A 19,407-nucleotide genomic window follows, 5' to 3' on the forward strand; every position below is an offset into this window, starting at 1 on the left:
TCCGATCCCACGCCGCGTCGCTCAGCACTAGCCGATCCATCACACCCAAGACCGCCTCCAAAAGACAGCCTTGAATCACGCATCAGCGATCCTGGGAATCCTTAGAGTCCACACCACCTAGGCGTTGTCTTCGGCCGGCAGAGTGGCGAGAAACCGACGCGCGATCTCAAGCGCTCCGGCGGCGCCGCCCGCCCGAGGTCCGATCCGTTGGGTGGCGGCGAACTGGACCCCGACCTCGGTCCCGGAGCGCCAGACGACGTTGGCGAGATGAACACGCCTACCGCCGGCGTCCACGAACACGAAGGTGTCCGGCGGTGAAGCGATGCCCGCGATGGAGATCCGCCCGCCCTTCTCGGCGACGTCCAGCAGAGAAGCCTTCCACGACCGCGGGTCGTCCACGATGTAGATTTTCCGCGCCGCCGGCATCCGGGGATGCGCGCGCCGCTCAGCGCCCGAGGTCTCGACCATGACCATCCGCTTCTCAAACCCCGCCGAGTCATTCTCGGAAATAGCGTAACCTTCTCGGGGCTTCCCGCGAACGTTGCGCCAGACATTGGGTCCACTTAGCGGAATTATGCTTAAGCCGCGTAAACGTGAGCCTTGCGCGCGACGATCTTCACAGCGCCGGTGAAACGGTCGGCGTCAGCGCGGGAAGCACTGATCTCAAGCCGCCGGCCATCCGACGTCAATGCGGTCACGGCGGTCAGGGCGCCCTGGACCTGCGCGCGTTCGATCAGAACCTCGAAGCCAGCTTCGTCCAGCGCGAAGTCATGGGGCCGGACATAGGCTGTCGCCGCACCGTCTTTCAAGGCGGAGGCCGGCACGGTCAGGGCGCCCGCGTTGAAGCGCCCGCCGCTGACTTGACCGTCAAACCGGTTCGCCTCGCCGACAAAGCCGCAGACGAAGGCGGTTTCGGGCGCGTCATGGACCTGATCGGGCGTACCGATCTGCTCGATGCGGCCATTGTTCAGGATGGCGACGCGATCAGCCAGTTCCAGCGCCTCTTCCTGGTCGTGAGTCACGAAGATGGTGGTGACCCCGGTGGCGTCATGAACGCGGCGAAGCTCACGGCGAAGCGACTTGCGCACCGTGGCGTCCAGGGCGCCAAACGGTTCGTCCAGGAGCAGCACGCTCGGCTGCACCGCCAGGGCGCGCGACAGAGCCACACGCTGGCGCTGTCCACCCGACAGCTGCGACGGGTACCGACCGCCCAGCCCTTCGAGTTCGACCAGCTTCAAAAGCTCCTCGACCCGGCGCGCGATCTCGGCCTTCGACGGCTTGTCCTTGCCCTTCCGCACGTCGAGGCCGAACGCGATGTTTTTGGCCACGGTCATGTGCTTGAACAGCGCATACTGCTGGAAGACGAAACCCACACGGCGCGCCGCAGCCGAGGCGTAGGTCACATCCTGCCCATCGAACAGCACCTGCCCCGCGTCAGGAAACTCCAGGCCGGCAATGGTGCGCAACAGCGTCGTCTTCCCCGACCCCGAAGGGCCAAGAAGGGCCAGGAGCTCGCCGTCGGCGATCTCCAGATCGACCTTGTTCAAGGCCGGATAGCGCCCGAACTGCTTTTCGACGGAGCGGATGGCAATGGTCATGGGTTCCGTAGTCCGTTCAGTGTCCGCGGCGGCCACGCACGTCCGGCTGAGCGATCTCAAGCGCCGTCTTCAGCACCAGAGTCACCACCGCCAGAAGGCAGAGCAGCGCCGCCACGGCGAAAGCGCCGACAAAGTCGTACTCGTTGTAGAGGATCTCGACGTGCAGCGGCATGGTGTTGGTCAGGCCCCGGATGTGGCCGCTGACCACCGAGACCGCGCCGAACTCGCCCATGGCGCGGGCGTTGCACAGCAGCACGCCATAGAGCAGCCCCCAGCGCACGTTGGGCGCAGTGACCCGCCAGAAGGTGTAGAGCCCGCTGGCGCCCATCGAGATGGCCGCCTCCTCCTCGCTGGTCCCCTGCTCCTGCATCAGCGGGATCAGTTCGCGCGCCACAAAGGGGAAGGTCACGAACACCGTCGCCAGCACGATACCCGGCACGGCGAAGATGATCCTGATGTCGTTGTCGAGCAGCCACTCGCCAAACCAGCCCTGCAGGCCAAAGATCAGCACATAGATCAGGCCCGCGACCACCGGCGAGACCGAAAATGGCAAGTCAATCAGGGTGATCAGCAGGGCCTTGCCGCGGAAATCGTGCTTGGCGATCGCCCAGGCTGCGCAAAGTCCGAACACCGCGTTGAACGGGACGGCGATGGCGGCTGTCAGCAAGGTCAGCTTCACCGCCGCCAGAGCGTCGGGTTGACGGGCCGCCAAGATCGCCGCGTCCAGGCCCTTTCGAAGCGCCTCGGCGAACACCGCGACCAGCGGCAGGATCAGCACCAAGGCCAGAAAGACAAAAACGGCGCCGATGAGCAGGATCTTGGCCCACGCCGGATCATCGGTGGCGCCCCGCGCCTTGGAACTTGCGGCTCCCATCAGTCGAACCTCCGCGCCCAGGCCTGGATGGCGTTGATGATCAGAAGCATCAGGAACGAGACCGCCAGCATCACGACTGCGATCGTCGCCGCGCGCGTGTACTCGAACTGCTCCAGCTGGATGATGATCAGCAGCGGGGCGATCTCCGATCGGTAGGGCATGTTGCCGGCGATGAAGATCACCGAGCCGTACTCGCCCACCCCGCGCGCGAAGGCCATGGCGAAGCCCGTCAGCCAGGCAGGCCCCAGCGCCGGCAGAATGATCCGGGCAATCGTCTGGATTCGGCTGGCGCCCAGGCTGGCCGCGGCCTCCTCGACATCGGCGGCGGCGTCACGCAACACAGGCTCGACGGTGCGCACGACAAAGGGCAAGCCGATGAAGATCAGGGCGATCACGACACCGACAGGATTGTAAGCCGCCTTGATCCCCAGCGGCGTGAGAAACTGTCCCACCCACCCCGTCGGCGCATAAAGCGTCGCCAGGGCGATACCGGCAACTGCGGTCGGCAGCGCGAAAGGCAGGTCGACCAGAGCGTTCACCAGCGTCTTGAGCGGGAACTCGTAACGCACAAGCACCCAGGCTGTGAGGACGCCGAACACCCCATTGATCGCCGCCGCCACGAACGCCGCCCCAAAGCTCAGCCGATAGGCGGCCATGGCGCGCTCCGACGTCGCCACCGCCCAGAACTCGGCCGGCGATTGTTGCGCGGCCTTGAGAACCACGGCGCTCAAAGGGATCAGGACCAGCAGGGAGAGAATCGTCAGCGTCACGCCCATGGTCAGGCCGAAGCCCGGTATGGCTGATCGCTTGCGGAAAAACGGCTTTCGCACGGTCTGAACTGGCGGCCGCTGATCGGCGGTGTCGGCGGTCATCGTCTGATCGTCGTCCAGGGTCCAGAACCGCCAACAGCGCGGCGCGAGGGGGGCGACATCACGATCCCCGAGGGGGATCACCGACATCGAACGTGAGCCGCTTAAATCTCTACCATGTCGATCGGGCAAACGAGAAAAGCCACATCACGATCACAGAAAAACTACGCCCGAGATCAGCGACACACTGACGCTACCTGATAGCCATCATCAAGAGGCGGTTAGCCTCCGGCTGCCGGTAGTCTTGGCGACGTCAGCCCTGCCCGCTAGCTGGCCGCCCCCTGGAGCCGATAGCCTACGCCAGGTTCGGTCAGGATCAATCTGGGATGCGCGGAGTCGTCCTCAAGCTTCTGCCGGAGCTGCCCCACGAACACCCTCAGATACTGAGTGTCGTCCGTGTGCGAGGCGCCCCAGATTCCGACCAGAAGCTCCTTGTGGGTCAGCACCTTGCCGGGCGAAAGCGCCAAGCGAGCGAGAAGTTCGAACTCTTTGGGCGACAGCTTCACGGCGGCGCCCGCCTTGGTCACGAGGCGCAGATCAAGATCGATGACCACATCACCGAAGGTCAGGGGCCCCGTGGGCCGTTTCGATGCTGCCGATTGCCTGAGCGCCACGCGCAGGCGCGCCAGGAGTTCGCCGACACCGAACGGCTTTTCCACATAGTCGTTAGCCCCGCGATCCAGAGCCTCGATCTTCTCGACCTCGCGATCCCGGGCGGAGAGGATCAGGATCGGGCCTTCGTAAAAGGCTCTCGCCTTCTCCAGCACGTCCTTGCCGTCCATGTCGGGCAAGCCCAGATCCAGCACCACGGCGTCGGGCGACCACAGCGCTATGCCGCGCAAGCCCTCCTGGCCGCTGTCAGCGCGCAGGGCCTCATAGCCGGCCGCATCAAGCGCCGGTCCCAGGAAGCGATGGATTTGCGGTTCATCGTCGATGACAAGGATGCGGTGGCGAAGCGCGCTCATGGTTCCGTCATAGCAGGTGATGCGGCGTCGTGACGGTCTTGGGCAGGCTGATGAGAATCCGCGTGCCCCTTCCATCGTGAATCGGGCTGGCGGCGGCGATACGTCCGCCCAGCGCGTCGATGAAGCCCTTGGCGATCGAAAGCCCAAGGCCCGCCCCCTGAGTGCGGTCGCTGGGCTCCTCCATGCGGCGGAACTTGTCGAACACCCGCTCCAGCTCGGAGGTCGGTATCCCGCGCCCCTCGTCCTCGATGCTGATCACCACGTTGGCGCGATCCTCATAGGCGGCCATTTCGATGCGCGCTTCTGGCGGGCTGTAGGCGATCGCGTTCTCCAGCACATTGACGACCACCTGCTCCAGCAAGCTCGCATCGGCCTGGATCAGAGACAGCTCGCGCGGAAAGTCCCGGGCGAGATCGCGGCCGCCAAGCCGACGCGACACTCGGTCGGCGGCGGCGTTCAGGACATCGCGGACGTCGATCCAGTCGGTCCGCAGGCGCAGGGCGCCGCCCTCGATGCGCGTCATGTCGAGCAGGTTGGCGACATAGCGATTGAGCCGTTCAGCCTCCTCCCGGATGCTGACGACAAGGTCCTCCCGCACGGGCTTGGCCAGCTTGTCGCCATAGTCGATCAGGGTCGTGGAGGCCCCCAGCACCGTCGATAGCGGCGTTCGCAGGTCATGGCTGACCGAGTTCATCAGGGCCGAGCGGAAGCGATCGGCGCGGCGAAGCGTTTCGGTCTCGACCGCCTCGGCCGCGAGTTGCGAGCGCTCCAGCGCCACGGCGCCCTGTTCCAGCAGCGCCAGGACGAGGCGCTCCTGGTCTGCGCCCAGTGGCGCTGCGCCCGCCGCTAGGCCGGCCACGCCCGTGCGGGCGCGGACACCGTCCAGCGGCCAGAAAGTCCACCGGCTCTGCGGCAAGGTGCCCGTCCCGAAGCCGGCGACTTCGCCCTTTTCCCAGGCCCAGCGCGCGGCGGCCATCTGGGCGGCGTCCAGAGGGGCGAGCTCCGGTGAGCCGTGCGCGAGCGCGATCTCGCCCCCCTGGGGCAGCAGCACGACGGCGCGCGCGCCCGCCGCGGCGGAGACCTGTTCGGCCAGCGCCTTGGCCACGGCGTCGCGGCCGCTGGCGGCGGAGAACGTGCGGCTGGCGGCCAGCAGTGTGGTGACGGCGGCGGCGCGCCGTTGCGAGCCGAGAGCCTGCTCACGGACCCGCCCTGCCAGCCCGCCCGAGGCCAGGGCCACCGCCCAGAACACCACCAGGGTGATGAAATCGGTGGGCGAGCCGACCACGAAACTGTAGCGCGGCTCCAGGAACAGATAGTTGTAGACCAGAAACGCTACGGTCGCGGCCGCCAGCGCGGGCCGCAAGCCATGCAGCACGCCCGCCGCCAGGACGGCCGCCAGGAAGATCATCCCCAGGTCGACACGATTGAACGCCACGTCCAGGCCCCAGGCCGCCAGTGTGGCCGCTGCGATGAACAGGGCGCCGACCGCATAGCCGCGCCAACGATCGGGCCGGAGCGGCGCGGGCGGTCTCGGCTCACGCTCGGGCGCGGCCTCGGTGACGACGTGAACCGCAACGCCGCGCGCTTCGCGCAGCAGCGCGCCGGCCAGGGACCGCCCCAGAAGCTCCCGCCAGCGGCTCTCGACGGACTTGCCGATCACGATCTGGGTGACGTTGTGACGGCGGGCGTAGGCCATCACCGTGTCGACGATGTCCCCGCCGCTGAGGGCCACCGTCGCGCCCCCCAGTTGCTCGGCCAGGCGGTAGGCCTCGCGCAGCCGGGCGACGTCGCCATCCCTGGCCAGCGGCCGATCGGTCCGTTCGACGTGGGTGACCGTCCACGGGGCGTCCATCATCATGTCCGAAAGGCGCCGGCCGGCCCGCACTAGGGTGGCGGCCATGGTGTCGCCGCTGACCAGCACCAGGATCCGTTCGCCGGCGGCCCAGGGGCCCTCGACCCCCTTCTCGCGCATGGTGGCGATCAGCTGATCGTCCACTGTCTGGGCCGCCCGGCGCAGCGCCAGTTCCCGCAGCGCCGTGAGGTTCTCGACCTTGAAGAAGTTGTCCGCCGCAAGGCGCGCCGTCTCGGGCACATAGACCTTGCCGGCCGCCATCCGCTCCCGCAGCTCGTCGGGCGTGATGTCCACCAGCTCGATGTCGTCGGCGCGAGAGAGGGCGCTGTCGGGCACTGTCTCGCGCTGGCGCACGCCGGTGATGCGCTGGACGACGTCGACCAGGCTCTCCAGGTGCTGGACGTTCAGCGTGGTCCAGACATCGATGCCCGCCGCAAGCAGCTCTTCGACATCCTGCCAGCGCTTGGGATGCCGCGAGCCGATGGCGTTGGAGTGGGCGTACTCATCGACCAGCAGGATCTTGGGCTTGCGCTCAAGGGCCGCGTCGATGTCGAACTCCATCTGGACGCGGCCGCGATGCTCGATCGGCCGACGTGGCAGCACGTCCATGCCGCGCAGCAGGCTTTCGGTTTCGCGCCGACCATGAGTCTCGACAACCCCGATCAGCACATCGGCGCCCTCGGCCTTGCGGCGACGGGCGGCGCGCAGCATCTCGTAGGTCTTGCCCACGCCCGGCGCCATGCCCAGGAACACCTTGAGGCGCCCCCTGCGCGCCTTGTTGGCGGCGGCCAGGAGCGCCTCGGGGTCGGGTCGTTTCGGGTCGTCCGCCGGCACTAGCCGTCCTTCTGGCTGGCGAGTGGCGGATAGCGGGCGTCGAGCGCCCGGTTGAGGGCCAGGACGTTGACGCGGGGCTGGCCGATGAAGCCCAACAACGGTTGCTGGACCTGTGCGTCGATCAGCGCGGTCACGTCTTTCTCGGGAACGCCTCGCGCCCCGGCCACGCGCGGCGCCTGGAAGCGGGCGTTGGCCGGCGAGATGTCCGGATCAAGGCCCGAGCCCGAGGTGGTGACAGCGTCGGCGGGGATCGCCACGCCGGGGTTCTCGGCCCGCAGGGCGGCCGCATCGGTCTTTTGCCGGGCGATCAGGGTCTCGTTCAGCGGGCCCATGTTGGAGCCGCTCGACGCGCTGGCGTCATAGCCGGCGCCCGCAGCCGAAGGACGACCATGAAAGTACTCGGGCTTGGCGAAAACCTGGCCGATCAGGGCCGAGCCGACCGCCTTGCCGTCGGCGTCGCGGATCAGACTGCCATTGGCTTGGTTGGGAAAGGCCGCCTGGGCCACGCCGGTGACGGCCAGCGGATAAGCCAAGCCGAGCAGGACGGTGAACAGCCCCATCGAGACCAGGGCGGGACGAAGATGTGAAAGCATGACGGATGACTCTCCGATGGCTCGTGTTTACGCCAGACCCAGGGCTGAGACCACGAGGTCGATCAGCTTGATGCCGACAAACGGTGCGATCAGGCCGCCCAACCCATAAAGGGTCAGGTTACGCGACAGCAGCTTGCCGGCGCCGACGGCGCGGTACTTCACGCCCTTCAGGGCCAGCGGGATCAAGGCGACGATCACCAGGGCGTTGAAGATCACCGCCGACAGGATGGCGCTCTGCGGGCTGTGCAACTTCATCACGTTCAGCGCGCCGAGCGCCGGCAGCGAGACCACGAACATCGCCGGGATGATGGCGAAGTACTTGGCCACGTCGTTGGCGATCGAGAAGGTGGTCAGGGCGCCGCGCGTGATCAGCATCTGTTTGCCGACCTCGACGATCTCGATGACCTTGGTCGGGTCGCTGTCGAGGTCGACCATGTTGCCGGCCTCGCGCGCGGCCTGGGCGCCGGTCTGCATGGCCACCCCGACGTCGGCTTGAGCGAGCGCGGGCGCGTCGTTGGCGCCGTCGCCGCACATGGCCACCAAGCGGCCCTTGCCCTGCTCTTCCCGGATCAGCCGCAGCTTGTCCTCGGGCGTGGCCTCGGCAAGGAAGTCGTCGACGCCGGCTTCGGAAGCAATCGCCGCTGCGGTCACCGGGTTGTCGCCGGTGATCATCACGGTGCGCAGGCCCATGCGGCGCAGGTCGGCGAAGCGCTCCTTCACGCCGGGCTTCACCACGTCCTTCAGGTGGATGACGCCGACCAGGACGCCATCCTCGCTGACCGCCAGCGGCGTGCCGCCCGAGCGGGCGATGCGATCCACGGCGGCGGACAGTTCAGTCGGAATGCTCTGGGGCTCCAGTCCAAGCGTCCTGTAGACGGCGTCCACCGCGCCCTTGCGCCAGCTGCGACCACTGTGATCGAGGCCCGACTGGCGTGTCTGGGCGGTGAAGGGGATCGCTGTGGCGCCGTCCGGGGCCTCCAGGGTCAGGCCGGCGTTGCGCGCCAGTTCGATGATCGAGCGGCCTTCCGGCGTCTCATCGGCCAGCGAGGCCATCAGGGCCGCCTTCATCGCCGCGTCGGGACGCACACCCGGCGCCGGGATCACCTCGGTGGCCATCCGGTTGCCGAAGGTGATGGTGCCGGTCTTGTCCAGCAGCAGGGTGTCGACATCGCCCGCCGCCTCGACCGCGCGGCCTGAGGTGGCCAGGACATTGACCTTCAAGAGGCGGTCCATGCCGGCGATGCCGACGGCGCTCAGCAGGCCGCCGATGGTCGTCGGAATCAGGGTGATGAACAGCGCGCCCAGCACCAGCGGGTCCAGCGCCACGCCCGAGAACTTGCCCAGGCCCAGCAGGGTCACCACGGCGATCAGAAAGATCAGGGTCAGGCCCGCCAGCAGCACGGCGAGCGCGATCTCGTTCGGCGTCTTGCGACGGTCCGCGCCCTCGACCATGGCGATCATCCGGTCCAGGAAGGTCGAGCCCGCCTCGGCCGTCACCCGCACCTTGATCCAGTCGGAGACGACCGTGGTGCCGCCGGTGACGGCCGAGCGATCGCCGCCGCTTTCGCGGATCACAGGCGCGCTCTCGCCGGTGATGGCCGCCTCGTTGACGCTGGCCATGCCTTCGATGATCTCGCCGTCGGTCGGGATCACCTCGCCGGCCTCGACCAGGATCACCTCGCCGACGCCCAGCTTGTGGGCGGGAGTGGGAATCCAGGTTCCGGTGTTGGGATCGACGATCAGTTTGGCCTTGGTCGTCACGCGGGTGGCGCGCAGGCTGTCGGCGGCCGCCTTGCCCCGCCCCTCGGCGACGCTTTCGGCCAGGTTGGCGAACACCACCGTGGCCCACAGCCAGACGGCGATCTGGATGGCGAAGCCCGCCGGTTGCTGGCCCACGACCGCCGCAACCGCCGAGAGGGTGGCCAGCAGGGCCACGATCCAGGTGGCGAAGATCACGGGATTGCCGGTCAGCTTGCGCGGATCCAGCTTGAGGAAGGCCTCCTTGACCGCGCGGGCGAGCACGGCGTTGGAGAGGCCGCCGGCCAGGGCGCGTCGGCCCTGATCGGCATGGATGTCGGGAGTGCTCATGGGATCACCACTCAGCGGAGGGCGGCGACCGCGTCGAGCGCCTGGAAGTGCTCGACGATCGGTCCCAGCGCCATCGCGGGGAAGAACTGCAGGCCGCCCAGGATCAGGATCACCCCGATCAGGAGGCCGATGAAGAGGCCGCCGTCGGTCGGCAGCGTGCCGGCGGTTGGGGCGAGCTTGGGCTTGCTCACGAGGCTGCCGGCGATGGCCAGCACCGCGACGATGGGCATGAAGCGGCCCATGGCCATGGCGATGCCCAGAGTCACGTTCCACCAGGGGGCGTTAGCGGTGAGCCCTGCGAAGGCCGAGCCGTTATTGGCCGTGCCCGAGACGTAGGCGTAGAGGATTTCCGACAGCCCATGCGGGCCACTGTGCATCAGGCCCTTCAGCGCCTCGGGCAAAACCGCGGCGACCCCGGAGAAGCCCAGCATCGACAGCGGGATGATCACCACCGCCAGGATCGAGAACTGGATCTCGCGCGCCTCGATCTTCTTGCCCAGATATTCGGGCGTGCGGCCGACCATCAGGCCGGCGACGAACACCGACAGCAGGGCCATCACCACCATGATCGCCACACCCGAGCCGATCCCGCCGGGCAGGATCTCGCCCAGCTGCATCAGGAACATCGCGATGCCGCCGCCAAGCGGCATCAGGCTGGAGTGCATGCCGTTGACCGAGCCGTTCGAGGCGCCGGTGGTCATGGCGACCCAGGCGGCCGTGGCGGGGGCGCCGAAGCGGACCTCCTTGCCCTCCATGTTCGCCGAGGTGTCGACCTGCGCCGCGACCTGGGCCGGGGCCGGTTGCGTCTCGGCGGCGTAGACTCCCGCCGCGCCGGCGAACAGCAGCACGAAGGCGGCGATCACCAGGGCGCGGACGTCCTTCTTGGCCAGCACGGTGCGACCGAAGGCGAAGAAGGCCGCCCAGCCCAGGGTGTTGATCGAGATCGCCGTGATCAGATTGGTCAGCGGGGTCGGGTTCTCGAACGGGTGGGCCGAGTTGGCGTTGAAGATCCCGCCACCGTTGATGCCCAGCATCTTGATCGCCTCCTGAGAGGCCACCGCATAGAGCGAGATCTTCTGCTCGGCGCCTTCCAGCGTATGGGCGGTGACGCCGGCGGCCAGGGTCTGGGGCAGGCCCAGGGCGACAAGAACGACCGCGACCACGAACGCCAGGGGCAGCAGCAGGTAGAGGGTGGTACGGATCAGGTCGGCCCAGAAGTTGCCGACGCCCTCGCCGCGATTGGCGACGAACGCTCGCGCCAGGGCCGCCGCCACAGTCGCGCCGGTGGCCGCAGAAACGAAGTTCTGCACCGTCAGCACCAGCATCTGGCTGAGCGTCGACATGGTGGTCTCGCCCGCATAGCTCTGCCAATTGGTGTTGGTGATGAAGCTGATCGCCGTGTTGAACGCCAGGTGGCCCGAAAGCCCCGGGAAGCCCTGCGGGTTCAGCGGCAGCACGCCCTGCAGGCGCAGCACCGCATAGACGAAGACAAAGCCGATCAGGTTGAAGGCCAGGAGCGCCAGGGCGTAGGCGTGCCAGCTCTGACTCTTGCTCGGATCAACGCCGCAGGCCTTGTAGAACAGGCCCTCGACGGGGCGCATCACAGGATCGAGGAAGGTCTTCTCGCCGTTCCAGACGCGCGAAAGAAAGACGCCCAGCGGCCAGCCGATGGCGACCGCTAGGCTCAGGGTCAGGGCGATTTCCGCCCATCCTTGCCATGTCATGGAATTGGTCCGTCAGAACTTGTCGGGCCGCAGCATCGCCGCGACCATGTAGCCGGCGACGATGATCGCGCCGGCGGCCCACAGGATGTTCACAAGCATCGTCAGACGCGCCTCAGCGCGGCGACGAACGCGCCGAACAGGGCGAACAGGCCCAAGGCCAGCGCCCCATAGAAAAGATCAGCCATCGCGGCCTCCTTAGGTGTCGGAGGCCAGGGACCACGGAGGCGCGTAAAGGCTCCATGCGGAAGACGTCGCCGGGCGTAAAGGCGGCATAAAGATGGACTGGCGCCAGCCCAAGACGCCGTCCATCGCTGTGATGATGGCTGGGGGGTGAGTAAGGGCGACGCTGATCGGGTCAATGCCGACCTGTCGCTGATCCAGGACAACGCTAAACCAGGTACGACCCGCGCTGTTCAACGCTCATCAAGAGCGTGACGCCTGCCACCGGGGCAGCCGCGGCGCACGAGGGGCGGCGCTTCAGCAATCTCAGTGTCTAACCCGACCCGTCGCATTGTTTCTGCTTGGGTATTCGGGGAGTTGGTAGGCCGGCTGGGACTCGAACCCAGGACCATTCGATTAAAAGTCGAATGCTCTACCACTGAGCTACCGGCCCGCTCACGATCCGGCGGGGACCGGTGGAAGCGGCGCGGAACATAGTCGGGGGTCGCCTGCGTCGCAAGCACGGTTTCGCCGTTTTTGCGTGGGATGACGGTAAAGCTGTGTACGCGTTAGGGTGACTCATGCGTCGAACCTTGCTTTTGGCGGCCTTTTGCGGCGCGACGCTCGCCGCTGGCGCTTCCGCGCGCGCTCAACAAGCCCCGGCCGCCGGAAGCGACGAGCGGATCAAGTCAACCTCCGAGGCCAACAAGGAAGGAATCACCGGTGCGGTCAGCGCCCCGCTGCGCGACGTGAACATCGTCCGCACCAAGATCCCGCGCATTCTGCTGGAGGCGATGGATGACCCCTACCAGCGCCCTGCCCGCGCGGACTGCCGGACGCTGATCGCCCTGGTTCAGCCGCTCGACGCCGCCCTGGGCGAGGATATCGATCGCAACCCGCCCCAGGAAAACGAGGATCTGATGGATCGGGGGCGCAAGGCCGCCGGTGACGCCGCGCTGGGCGCGATCGCCAGCACCGCCCAGGATCTGATTCCCCTGCGAGGCTGGGTGCGCAAGCTGACCGGGGCCGAACGGCACGACAAGCTCGTGCAAAGCGCCATCGCTTCAGGCGCCGTGCGCCGGGCCTATCTGAAGGGCCTCGGCGAAGCGCGCGGCTGTCCCCCGCCGGCCACGCCTCAGCACAAGCCTCCCACTGCGCCGCCGGTGGTCGATCCCGGCATGCCGCCGCCGCCTGACCCCTATGGTCCCCGGCGCCCGAGATTCCCGATCGTCAAGGAAGAGGCCCCTCGGGTTCCCAACGGCCCTGAAGACTAGAGCCTGTCTGGTTTAGATGGAACCATCTAAACCAGATAAACAGGCTCTAAAATCAAATACTTAGAGCCCTTTTAAACACTTTAGATAATTCCATCTAAAGCTAAAGGGCTCTAGCCGCCGAGGTGTCGCGCGGCGAAATCGCGCCGGAACTGCTCGAAGCGCCCCTCCGCGATCGCCGCGCGCATGGCGGCGGTCAGCGCCTGGAAGAACGCGATATTGTGCCAGGACAGCAGCACCTGGCCGAGGATTTCCTCGGCCTTGAAGAGGTGGCGCAGATAGGCCTTCGAATAGTCGCGGCTGGCGGGGCAGTCGCTGTCGGGATCCAGCGGCGTCTCGTCCTCGGCGTACTTGGCGTTCTTCAGGTTGATCGGCCCGTCCCAGGTCCAGGCCTGACCATGGCGGCCGGAGCGCGTGGGCAACACGCAGTCGAACATGTCGACGCCTCGGGCCACCGCTTCGACCAAATCGATCGGCTTGCCCACGCCCATCAGATAGCGCGGGCGGTCTTCAGGCAGGAAACCCGGCGCATAGTCCAACACCTCGCACATCGCCTGGTGACCCTCGCCGACCGCCAGGCCGCCGATGGCGTAGCCGTCGAAGCCGATCTCGCGCAGGCGCTCGGACGACTCGCGACGCAGATTTTCGAAGGTCGAGCCCTGCTGGATGCCGAACAGGGCCTGGGTGTCGCGGGTTCCGAAGGCGTCCTTCGAACGCTTGGCCCAGCGCGCCGAAAGCTCCATGCCCTTGCGCGCCCGCGCCTCTTCCGCCGGCCAGGCGACGCACTCGTCCAGTTGCATGACGATGTCGCTGCCCAGAAGGTCGGCCTGGATTTCGATCGAACGCTCAGGCGTCAGCACATGCTTTGAGCCGTCGACGTGGCTGGAGAAGGTCACCGCCTCCTCGGTCAGCTTGCTGATCCCTGACAGGCTCATCACCTGGAAGCCGCCGCTGTCGGTCAGGATCGGCTTGTCCCAGCGCATGAACTTATGAAGCCCGCCCAGGCGCTTCACCCGCTCAGCCGAGGGCCGCAGCATCAGGTGATAGGTGTTGCCCAGGATGATGTCGGCACCGGTGTCCTTGACCTGATCGACCGTCATGGCCTTGACCGTCGCGGCGGTGCCGACCGGCATGAAGGCTGGCGTGCGGATGTCGCCGCGCGGGGTCTTGAGCACGCCGGTGCGCGCCTTGCCGTCCGTGGCTTCGATCTCGAAGGGGAACGCTGCCATCAGCAGGTCTCGTCTTTGAACAGCAGACTGCTGTCGCCGTAGGAATAGAAGCGGTAACCCGTCGCGATCGCATGCTCATAGGCCGCGCGCATGGCCTGCGTCCCGGCGAAGGCACTGACCAGCATGAACAGAGTCGACTTCGGCAGGTGGAAGTTCGTCATCAGCACATCAGCCGCCCGGAACCGGTAGCCGGGCGTGATGAAGATCGCAGTCTCGTCGGCGAACGGCCGCACAATCCCGTCTTCGCCCGTCGCGCTCTCCAGCAGCCGCAACGAGGTGGTGCCGACGCAGACGATGCGTCCGCCGGCCGCGCGCGCGGCGTTCAGGGCGTCGGCGATCTCTTGCGTCACCTGACCGTACTCGGCGTGCATCCTGTGTTCGGAGACCTCGTCGGTCTTGACGGGCAGGAAGGTGCCCGCGCCGACATGCAGCGTGACGAAGTGGAGCGAAACGCCCTTGGCCTTCAGGCGCTCTAGGAGCTGCGGCGTGAAGTGCAGCCCCGCGGTCGGGGCGGCGACAGAACCGTCCTCGCGGGCGTAGACCGTCTGGTAGTCGGCGCGATCGCGCTCATCCTCGCCCCGCTTGGCGGCGATATAGGGCGGCAGCGGCATGTCGCCATGCTGGGCGATGCCGACATCCAGGTCCGGACCTGAAAGGTCGAACGTCAGGACGACTTCACCGCCGTCATGCTTCTCGGCGATCACGGCGTCCAGGCGGCCAAGATCGCCGACGCGGCCTTCGTGTCCGCCGAACGCGACCCGATCGCCGACCTTCAGACGCTTGCCGGGGCGCATGAAGGCGCTCCAACGATCGGGCGCCAGGCGGCGGTGCAAGGTGGCCTCGACGGCCACGGGCGTACCGTCGGCGCCGCCCGTCGTGCGCCCTTCGCGAAGACCGGAAAGGCGCGCGGGGATCACCCGCGTGTCGTTGAACACCAGAGCATCGCCCGGCCGCAGGAAGTCCGGCAGGTCGCTGACGATGTGATCAGCTATAGCCTGATCAGGGCGCACGACCAGAAAGCGCGCTGAGTCGCGGGGCTCTGCGGGTCGCAACGCGATGCGGTCCTCAGGCAGGTCGAAATCAAAATCGGAAAGTCGCATGGGCGGCTTCAAGCACACGATGACCGCCCAAGGTCAAGACGCGCCCGTCTTCGTGGCTCGGTAGACAACGCCGCTCGCAAGATCGCATGCTCGCTGCGAAGACGATTGAGGGCCCCATCATAATGAAACGTCTGCTTGTTCCGTTCGTGGCGCCTCTTGCGCTCCTGGCCGCCTGCGAAGATCCGGCAAGCCAAGGGAGCAAGCCCCCGCCCGCGACGCAATCAGCGGCCAAGCCAGCGCAGGAAGGCCCTGCCCCGTCGACCGTCGCAGGCTTTCAGCATGACCCCAAACTGGACGCCTTCGGCTACTACTTTAGCGAAACCCCCGTCCGATCAGGCGACTGGGAACTTTCCTCCCTGCACATCGGGGCTTTGGACGACTTCGCGGCTTGGGAGGGCGGCAAACGTACCAGCACCTACGCCCCGATCTTCTTGGAGTTCGACAATGTCACCAGCCCCACCGCCGTCAGCGAACTGGGGCAGACCTACTATACCGTCAGCATACGCCTTCTGCCGGAAGCTTATCGCGTGAACACGCGCGAGGTGGTCTATCGCGCCAAGGATCCGAAGCTTGGCGAGATAGTCTTTACCGGCGCCTTTGACTTGGAGGCGCTCGCGGCGGCCAAGAGCGGCGAGGCCGAGAGCGTAGATCGACCTGTTCTACGCGGCGATCTCACCGTGGGCGCCCTGCGGCTGCGCAACATCGCCCTCAGCTATTTCGCCGGCGACTAGATCGCTCTTTCACCGTCGCAAAGCCGTGCTAAGGGCCATCCATGCGCTTGCTCGCCCAACTCCTCAGCCTGCTTTTCCGCGGCACCGCGCTGATGCTCGGTCTGGTGGGCGCCGGCATGGCCCTCGTCTGTCTCGGCGGCGCGTTCAGCGACCGGCTGGACGCCTTCACCCACGCCGCGCCGCTATGGCTGGCGATGGCTGTTGGCGCGGTGGTCCTGGGTGGCGTCTGCGCCCGTGGCGCGGAGCGGTGGGTGATGGTCTCCCTCGGCGGGATCGGCCTGCTGGCATGCACCATCCTGATGGCGCCGGAACTCTGGGCCGCCGCGCGCTTCAAGCCGGCGACGGTCGCCCAAAGTGATCTCAAGGTCGTGCAGTTCAACGTCTGGCACGACAACCGATCGCCTGAAAAGAGCCTCGCCTGGATCCTCGCCCAAGACGCGGATGTCGTTGTGATTGAGGAAGGCGCCGGCGAATCTTGGCCGATCGTCAAGGCGCTCCGCGCAAACTATCCCTTCGCCTCCTGCGGAAAGGGCGCGCGCTGCGAGACTTGGATCTTCTCCCGCAAGAAGATGATCGCCCGAGGCGGAGCCACCTTTGAAGGGCCTTATCTTTCCGCAGCCTGGGCGACGCTGGCAGACGCCAAGGGCCCCTTCACGGTGATCGGCGTGCACTACACTTGGCCCGTGCCTGCCGGACCTCAGCAGGCGCAAGGCCGCAAGCTGGCCAGACTGGCTTCCGGATTTGACCGCAAAAGCATGATCCTAGCCGGCGATTTCAACTCAACGCCCTGGTCTTTCACGCTGAAACGACAGGACGAGACCCTGGGACTGCGACGGTGGACGCGGGCGATGGCTTCCTGGCCGGCGGGCAAGTTCTCGCGGATCATGGCCGCGCCCGCTCCGTTCTTGCCGATCGATCACGTCTACGCGGGCGAGCAATGGCGCGCGGTCAAGGTTGAACGGGGACCGGCCGTCGGTTCGGACCATCGGCCGATCGTGGTGACGTTCCGCCGCCAATAGAAAACGGCCCCGGACGAGGTCCGAGGCCGTCTGCCGATCTCTGCGGGAGACCTTAGAGCCTGTCTGGTTTAGATGGAACCATCTAAACCAGATAAACAGGCTCTAAAATCAAACACTTAGAGTCCTTTCAAACGCTTTAGATGTTTCAATCTAAAGCTAAAGGGCTCTATGCGTCAGCGGCGATCTTGGCGCTGACGATCTTGCCCGGCGCGCGCGGCGGCTCGCCCTTCGGCAGGGCGTCAACATGTTCCATGCCTTCGGTCACCTGGCCCCAGACAGTGTATTGCTTGTCGAGGAAGGTGGCGTCGTCGAAGACGATGAAGAACTGGCTGTTGGCCGAGTCCGGGTTCGGCGTGCGGGCCATCGAGCAGACGCCGCGCACGTGCGATTCGTCGTTGAACTCGGCCTTCAGATCCGGCTTGTCCGAACCGCCACGGCCGGTGCCGCTCGGGTCGCCGCCCTGGGCCATGAAGCCCGGGATCACGCGGTGGAAGACGACGCCGTCGTAGAAGCCTTCGCGCACCAGTTCCTTGATGCGGGCCACGTGCCCCGGCGCCAGGTCGGGACGCAGCTTGATGGTGACCGGACCGCTCTCGAGCGTCAGGATCAGGGTGTTTTCGAGGTCGGCCGACATGGTCTTCCCTTGGATGGCGAGTGTTATCCGCGCTTCTAGCGCGGTTCACGCCCGCCTGTGAACCAAGTTGCGGCCGGAAATCGGTTTAGCCTCAGCGGACCTCGACCGGGAGCGCGATATCGCAGACCGAGAAGTCCGCGCCCTTCTCCGCGCGCAGGCGCTTGGTCTCGGCGGCGAACCAGGGACCCTTGGGGTCGATCACGCGCACCTTGGGCCGCTCGCTCTCGAGGATGTCCGAGAGCAGACGGACCTTCTGCATCATGTCCTGCGGCGCGGGAACCGGTTCGCCCGTCTTGATCGCGCGGACCGCATCCAGGCCGCTGATCACCCGACCAAACGCCGTATAGCGCTTGTCGAGCGACGGATAAGGCTGGCGCATCAGAAAGAACTGGCTGTTGGCGGAGTTGTTATCCTCACTTCGCGCCATGCCGATCACGCCGGGGCAATAGGTGGCCCAGGCGGCGACCTTCTTGTCGCTGGTGACGTCGCTCCAGCTCCAGTTCTGGCTGACGACGGGCAGCGACTTGATGTAGCCGACCTCAAGCCCGGCCGGCGCGGCCATCGGTACAAAGCCGGTGTCGGCGGCGCGCCGGAACGTGAACTCGGCCTTCAGGTTCGGGCGATCCGAACCGCCCTCGCCCGTGTTCGTCGGGTCACCGGTCTGAGCCATGAAACGGTCGATGACGCGGAAGAACGTACGGCCGTCATAGACACCCGCGCGGGAGAGGTCCTGCAGGCGCGCCACGTGGTTGGGGGCGACCTCTGGAACCAGTTCGACCAGCACGCGGCCTTTGTTGGTGTCGATCACCATGATCGATTCAGGCGCAGGCGTGCGCCAATCAGCCTCGCCCGGCTTCGCCGTCTTCGGCGCCGCCGTTGCGACACTGGCGCAGGCGGCAAGACAAAGACCGGTCAGAAGCGCGCGCGAGAGCATCATCATTTCACCTGGGCGGGGACGTCGACGTCACAATTGGTGAAGCTGGAGCCCAGCTCGCCCTGGCGCTTGGTCACCAGAGCCTTGAACGCGGGGCCGCGCGTGTCCATGACCTGGATCGTCGGGCGCTTGTCAGCCGGGATGTCGGCCAGAACCTTCACGCTCAGCATCTTGTCCTGCGGGTCCGGCACGGGCTCGCCGGTCTTGATGGCCTTGACCACATCCACGCCCTGCAGCACGCGGCCGAAGGCCGTGTAGGTCTTGTCGAGGCCCGCGTTCGCAGCGCGCATGAAGTAGAACTGGCTGTTGGCGCTGTTCGGGTCACCCGCCCGCGCCATGCCCACCACGCCGGGGCAGAAGTTGCCCCAGGTCGACACCTTGCGGTCGGCGGTCATGACGGCCAGGGCGGAGGGCTGGCTGGTGACGGGCAGCGCGTAGACCCAGCCCGACTCGTTGCTGCCCACCTTGAAACCGGCGCCCAGCGGCATGTCGGCGCCGCGACGGAAGTTGAACTCCGCAGTCAGGTCCGGGAGGTCCGATCCGCCCTCCCCGGTGTTTTTCGGGTCGCCCGTCTGGGCCATGAAATCCGAGATCACGCGGAAGAAGGTCAGGCCGTCATAGAAGCCGCTCTTGGCCAAGCCGCGCACGCGCTCGACGTGGTTCGGCGCGACCTCGGGATAGAGCTCGGCGATGATGCGGCCCTTGTTGGTCTCGACCACCAGGACATTGTTGGGATCGGGCGTGCGCCAGTCAGACACGGCCTGGGCCGAGGCCGCGCCAAAGGAAACCGTGGTGGCGGCCAGCGCCAGCGCGGCGGCGGTCATGGCGAGCTTCATGGAGTACCCCGAACAGAACAGTCGGAGCCGGGCGTAGAACGGCGCGGCCTTTCCGACAAGTGCGGCGACCGTTCAAGCGCAGGAATTCGGCGGCTTC

17 protein-coding genes and 1 tRNA gene are annotated in these 19,407 nt (G+C 66.7%); 3 read left to right on the plus strand and 15 right to left on the minus strand.

All coding sequences use genetic code 11. The annotated features are described in order from the left end of the window. Positions 1-117 precede the first annotated feature (117 nt). From CVUC_RS13865 to CVUC_RS13915, 10 genes are all read right to left on the minus strand, one after another. Positions 118-474 (minus strand): PilZ domain-containing protein, encoded by a 357-nt coding sequence (locus CVUC_RS13865; protein WP_096033199.1) that lies wholly within the window; start codon positions 472-474, stop codon positions 118-120. A 104-nt stretch (positions 475-578) separates the two neighbouring features. Continuing rightward, the gene (locus tag CVUC_RS13870) at positions 579-1,598 is read right to left on the minus strand and encodes a sulfate/molybdate ABC transporter ATP-binding protein (RefSeq protein ID WP_096033198.1); all 1,020 of its coding nucleotides are present in this window, start codon (positions 1,596-1,598) and stop codon (positions 579-581) included. A gap of 16 nt (positions 1,599-1,614) precedes the next feature. After that, complete coding sequence (gene cysW, locus CVUC_RS13875; RefSeq protein WP_010919471.1) at positions 1,615-2,472, minus strand: sulfate ABC transporter permease subunit CysW; 858 nt, start codon at positions 2,470-2,472, stop codon at positions 1,615-1,617. Beyond that, positions 2,472-3,344 carry a sulfate ABC transporter permease subunit CysT gene (gene cysT / locus CVUC_RS13880; protein ID WP_096034767.1) on the minus strand — a complete coding sequence of 291 codons (873 nt, stop codon included), beginning with the start codon at positions 3,342-3,344 and terminating at the stop codon, positions 2,472-2,474. The genes cysW and cysT overlap by 1 nt, the downstream gene beginning before the upstream one ends. A 263-nt stretch (positions 3,345-3,607) precedes the next feature. Beyond that, positions 3,608-4,306: a winged helix-turn-helix domain-containing protein gene (locus tag CVUC_RS13885; protein WP_096033197.1), complete on the minus strand. Its 699-nt coding sequence runs from the start codon at positions 4,304-4,306 to the stop codon at positions 3,608-3,610. Between the two features lie 7 nt (positions 4,307-4,313). Next, positions 4,314-6,992: a sensor histidine kinase gene (locus CVUC_RS13890; protein WP_096033196.1), complete on the minus strand. Its 2,679-nt coding sequence runs from the start codon at positions 6,990-6,992 to the stop codon at positions 4,314-4,316. Next, complete coding sequence (gene kdpC, locus CVUC_RS13895; protein WP_096033195.1) at positions 6,992-7,585, minus strand: potassium-transporting ATPase subunit KdpC; 594 nt, start codon at positions 7,583-7,585, stop codon at positions 6,992-6,994. Before kdpC ends, CVUC_RS13890 begins: the two co-directional genes overlap by 1 nt. A 27-nt stretch (positions 7,586-7,612) precedes the next feature. Beyond that, positions 7,613-9,673: a potassium-transporting ATPase subunit KdpB gene (gene kdpB, locus CVUC_RS13900; RefSeq protein WP_096033194.1), complete on the minus strand. Its 2,061-nt coding sequence runs from the start codon at positions 9,671-9,673 to the stop codon at positions 7,613-7,615. Between the two features lie 11 nt (positions 9,674-9,684). Then, entirely contained in the window at positions 9,685-11,397 is a 1,713-nt protein-coding gene (gene kdpA / locus CVUC_RS13905) for a potassium-transporting ATPase subunit KdpA (protein ID WP_096033193.1), read from the minus strand. A gap of 538 nt (positions 11,398-11,935) precedes the next feature. Continuing rightward, positions 11,936-12,010, minus strand: a tRNA-Lys gene (locus CVUC_RS13915). A gap of 127 nt (positions 12,011-12,137) precedes the next feature. Here CVUC_RS13915 and CVUC_RS13920 point away from each other — a divergent pair. After that, entirely contained in the window at positions 12,138-12,830 is a 693-nt protein-coding gene (locus CVUC_RS13920; protein ID WP_096033192.1) for a hypothetical protein, read from the plus strand. Between the two features lie 110 nt (positions 12,831-12,940). On the opposite strand, the gene tgt is transcribed toward CVUC_RS13920, so the two are convergent. Continuing rightward, a complete protein-coding gene (gene tgt, locus CVUC_RS13925) occupies positions 12,941-14,056 on the minus strand; it encodes a tRNA guanosine(34) transglycosylase Tgt (protein ID WP_096033191.1) in 1,116 nt (371 codons plus the stop codon). Further along, a complete protein-coding gene (gene queA, locus CVUC_RS13930) occupies positions 14,056-15,156 on the minus strand; it encodes a tRNA preQ1(34) S-adenosylmethionine ribosyltransferase-isomerase QueA (protein ID WP_096033190.1) in 1,101 nt (366 codons plus the stop codon). The genes tgt and queA overlap by 1 nt, the downstream gene beginning before the upstream one ends. An 86-nt stretch (positions 15,157-15,242) precedes the next feature. On the opposite strand from queA, the gene CVUC_RS13935 reads away from it, so the two are divergent. Then, complete coding sequence (locus CVUC_RS13935; RefSeq protein ID WP_096033189.1) at positions 15,243-15,887, plus strand: hypothetical protein; 645 nt, start codon at positions 15,243-15,245, stop codon at positions 15,885-15,887. Positions 15,888-15,928: 41 nt separating this feature from the next. Beyond that, positions 15,929-16,906 (plus strand): endonuclease/exonuclease/phosphatase family protein, encoded by a 978-nt coding sequence (locus CVUC_RS13940; RefSeq protein ID WP_096033188.1) that lies wholly within the window; start codon positions 15,929-15,931, stop codon positions 16,904-16,906. A 166-nt stretch (positions 16,907-17,072) separates the two neighbouring features. Here CVUC_RS13940 and CVUC_RS13945 read toward each other — a convergent pair whose 3' ends face one another. The 3 genes from CVUC_RS13945 to CVUC_RS13955 all read right to left on the minus strand — a co-directional run bounded on the left by CVUC_RS13945 (position 17,073) and on the right by CVUC_RS13955 (position 19,310). Beyond that, positions 17,073-17,540, minus strand: a complete 468-nt coding sequence (locus tag CVUC_RS13945; RefSeq protein ID WP_010919458.1) for a peptidylprolyl isomerase — start codon at positions 17,538-17,540, stop codon at positions 17,073-17,075. Positions 17,541-17,631: 91 nt separating this feature from the next. Next, positions 17,632-18,480 (minus strand): peptidylprolyl isomerase, encoded by an 849-nt coding sequence (locus tag CVUC_RS13950; RefSeq protein WP_096033187.1) that lies wholly within the window; start codon positions 18,478-18,480, stop codon positions 17,632-17,634. Beyond that, positions 18,477-19,310, minus strand: a complete 834-nt coding sequence (locus CVUC_RS13955; RefSeq protein WP_096033186.1) for a peptidylprolyl isomerase — start codon at positions 19,308-19,310, stop codon at positions 18,477-18,479. Before CVUC_RS13955 ends, CVUC_RS13950 begins: the two co-directional genes overlap by 4 nt. Positions 19,311-19,407 lie beyond the last annotated feature (97 nt).

This window comes from Caulobacter vibrioides, assembly GCF_002858865.1.
Classification (GTDB): domain Bacteria; phylum Pseudomonadota; class Alphaproteobacteria; order Caulobacterales; family Caulobacteraceae; genus Caulobacter; species Caulobacter vibrioides.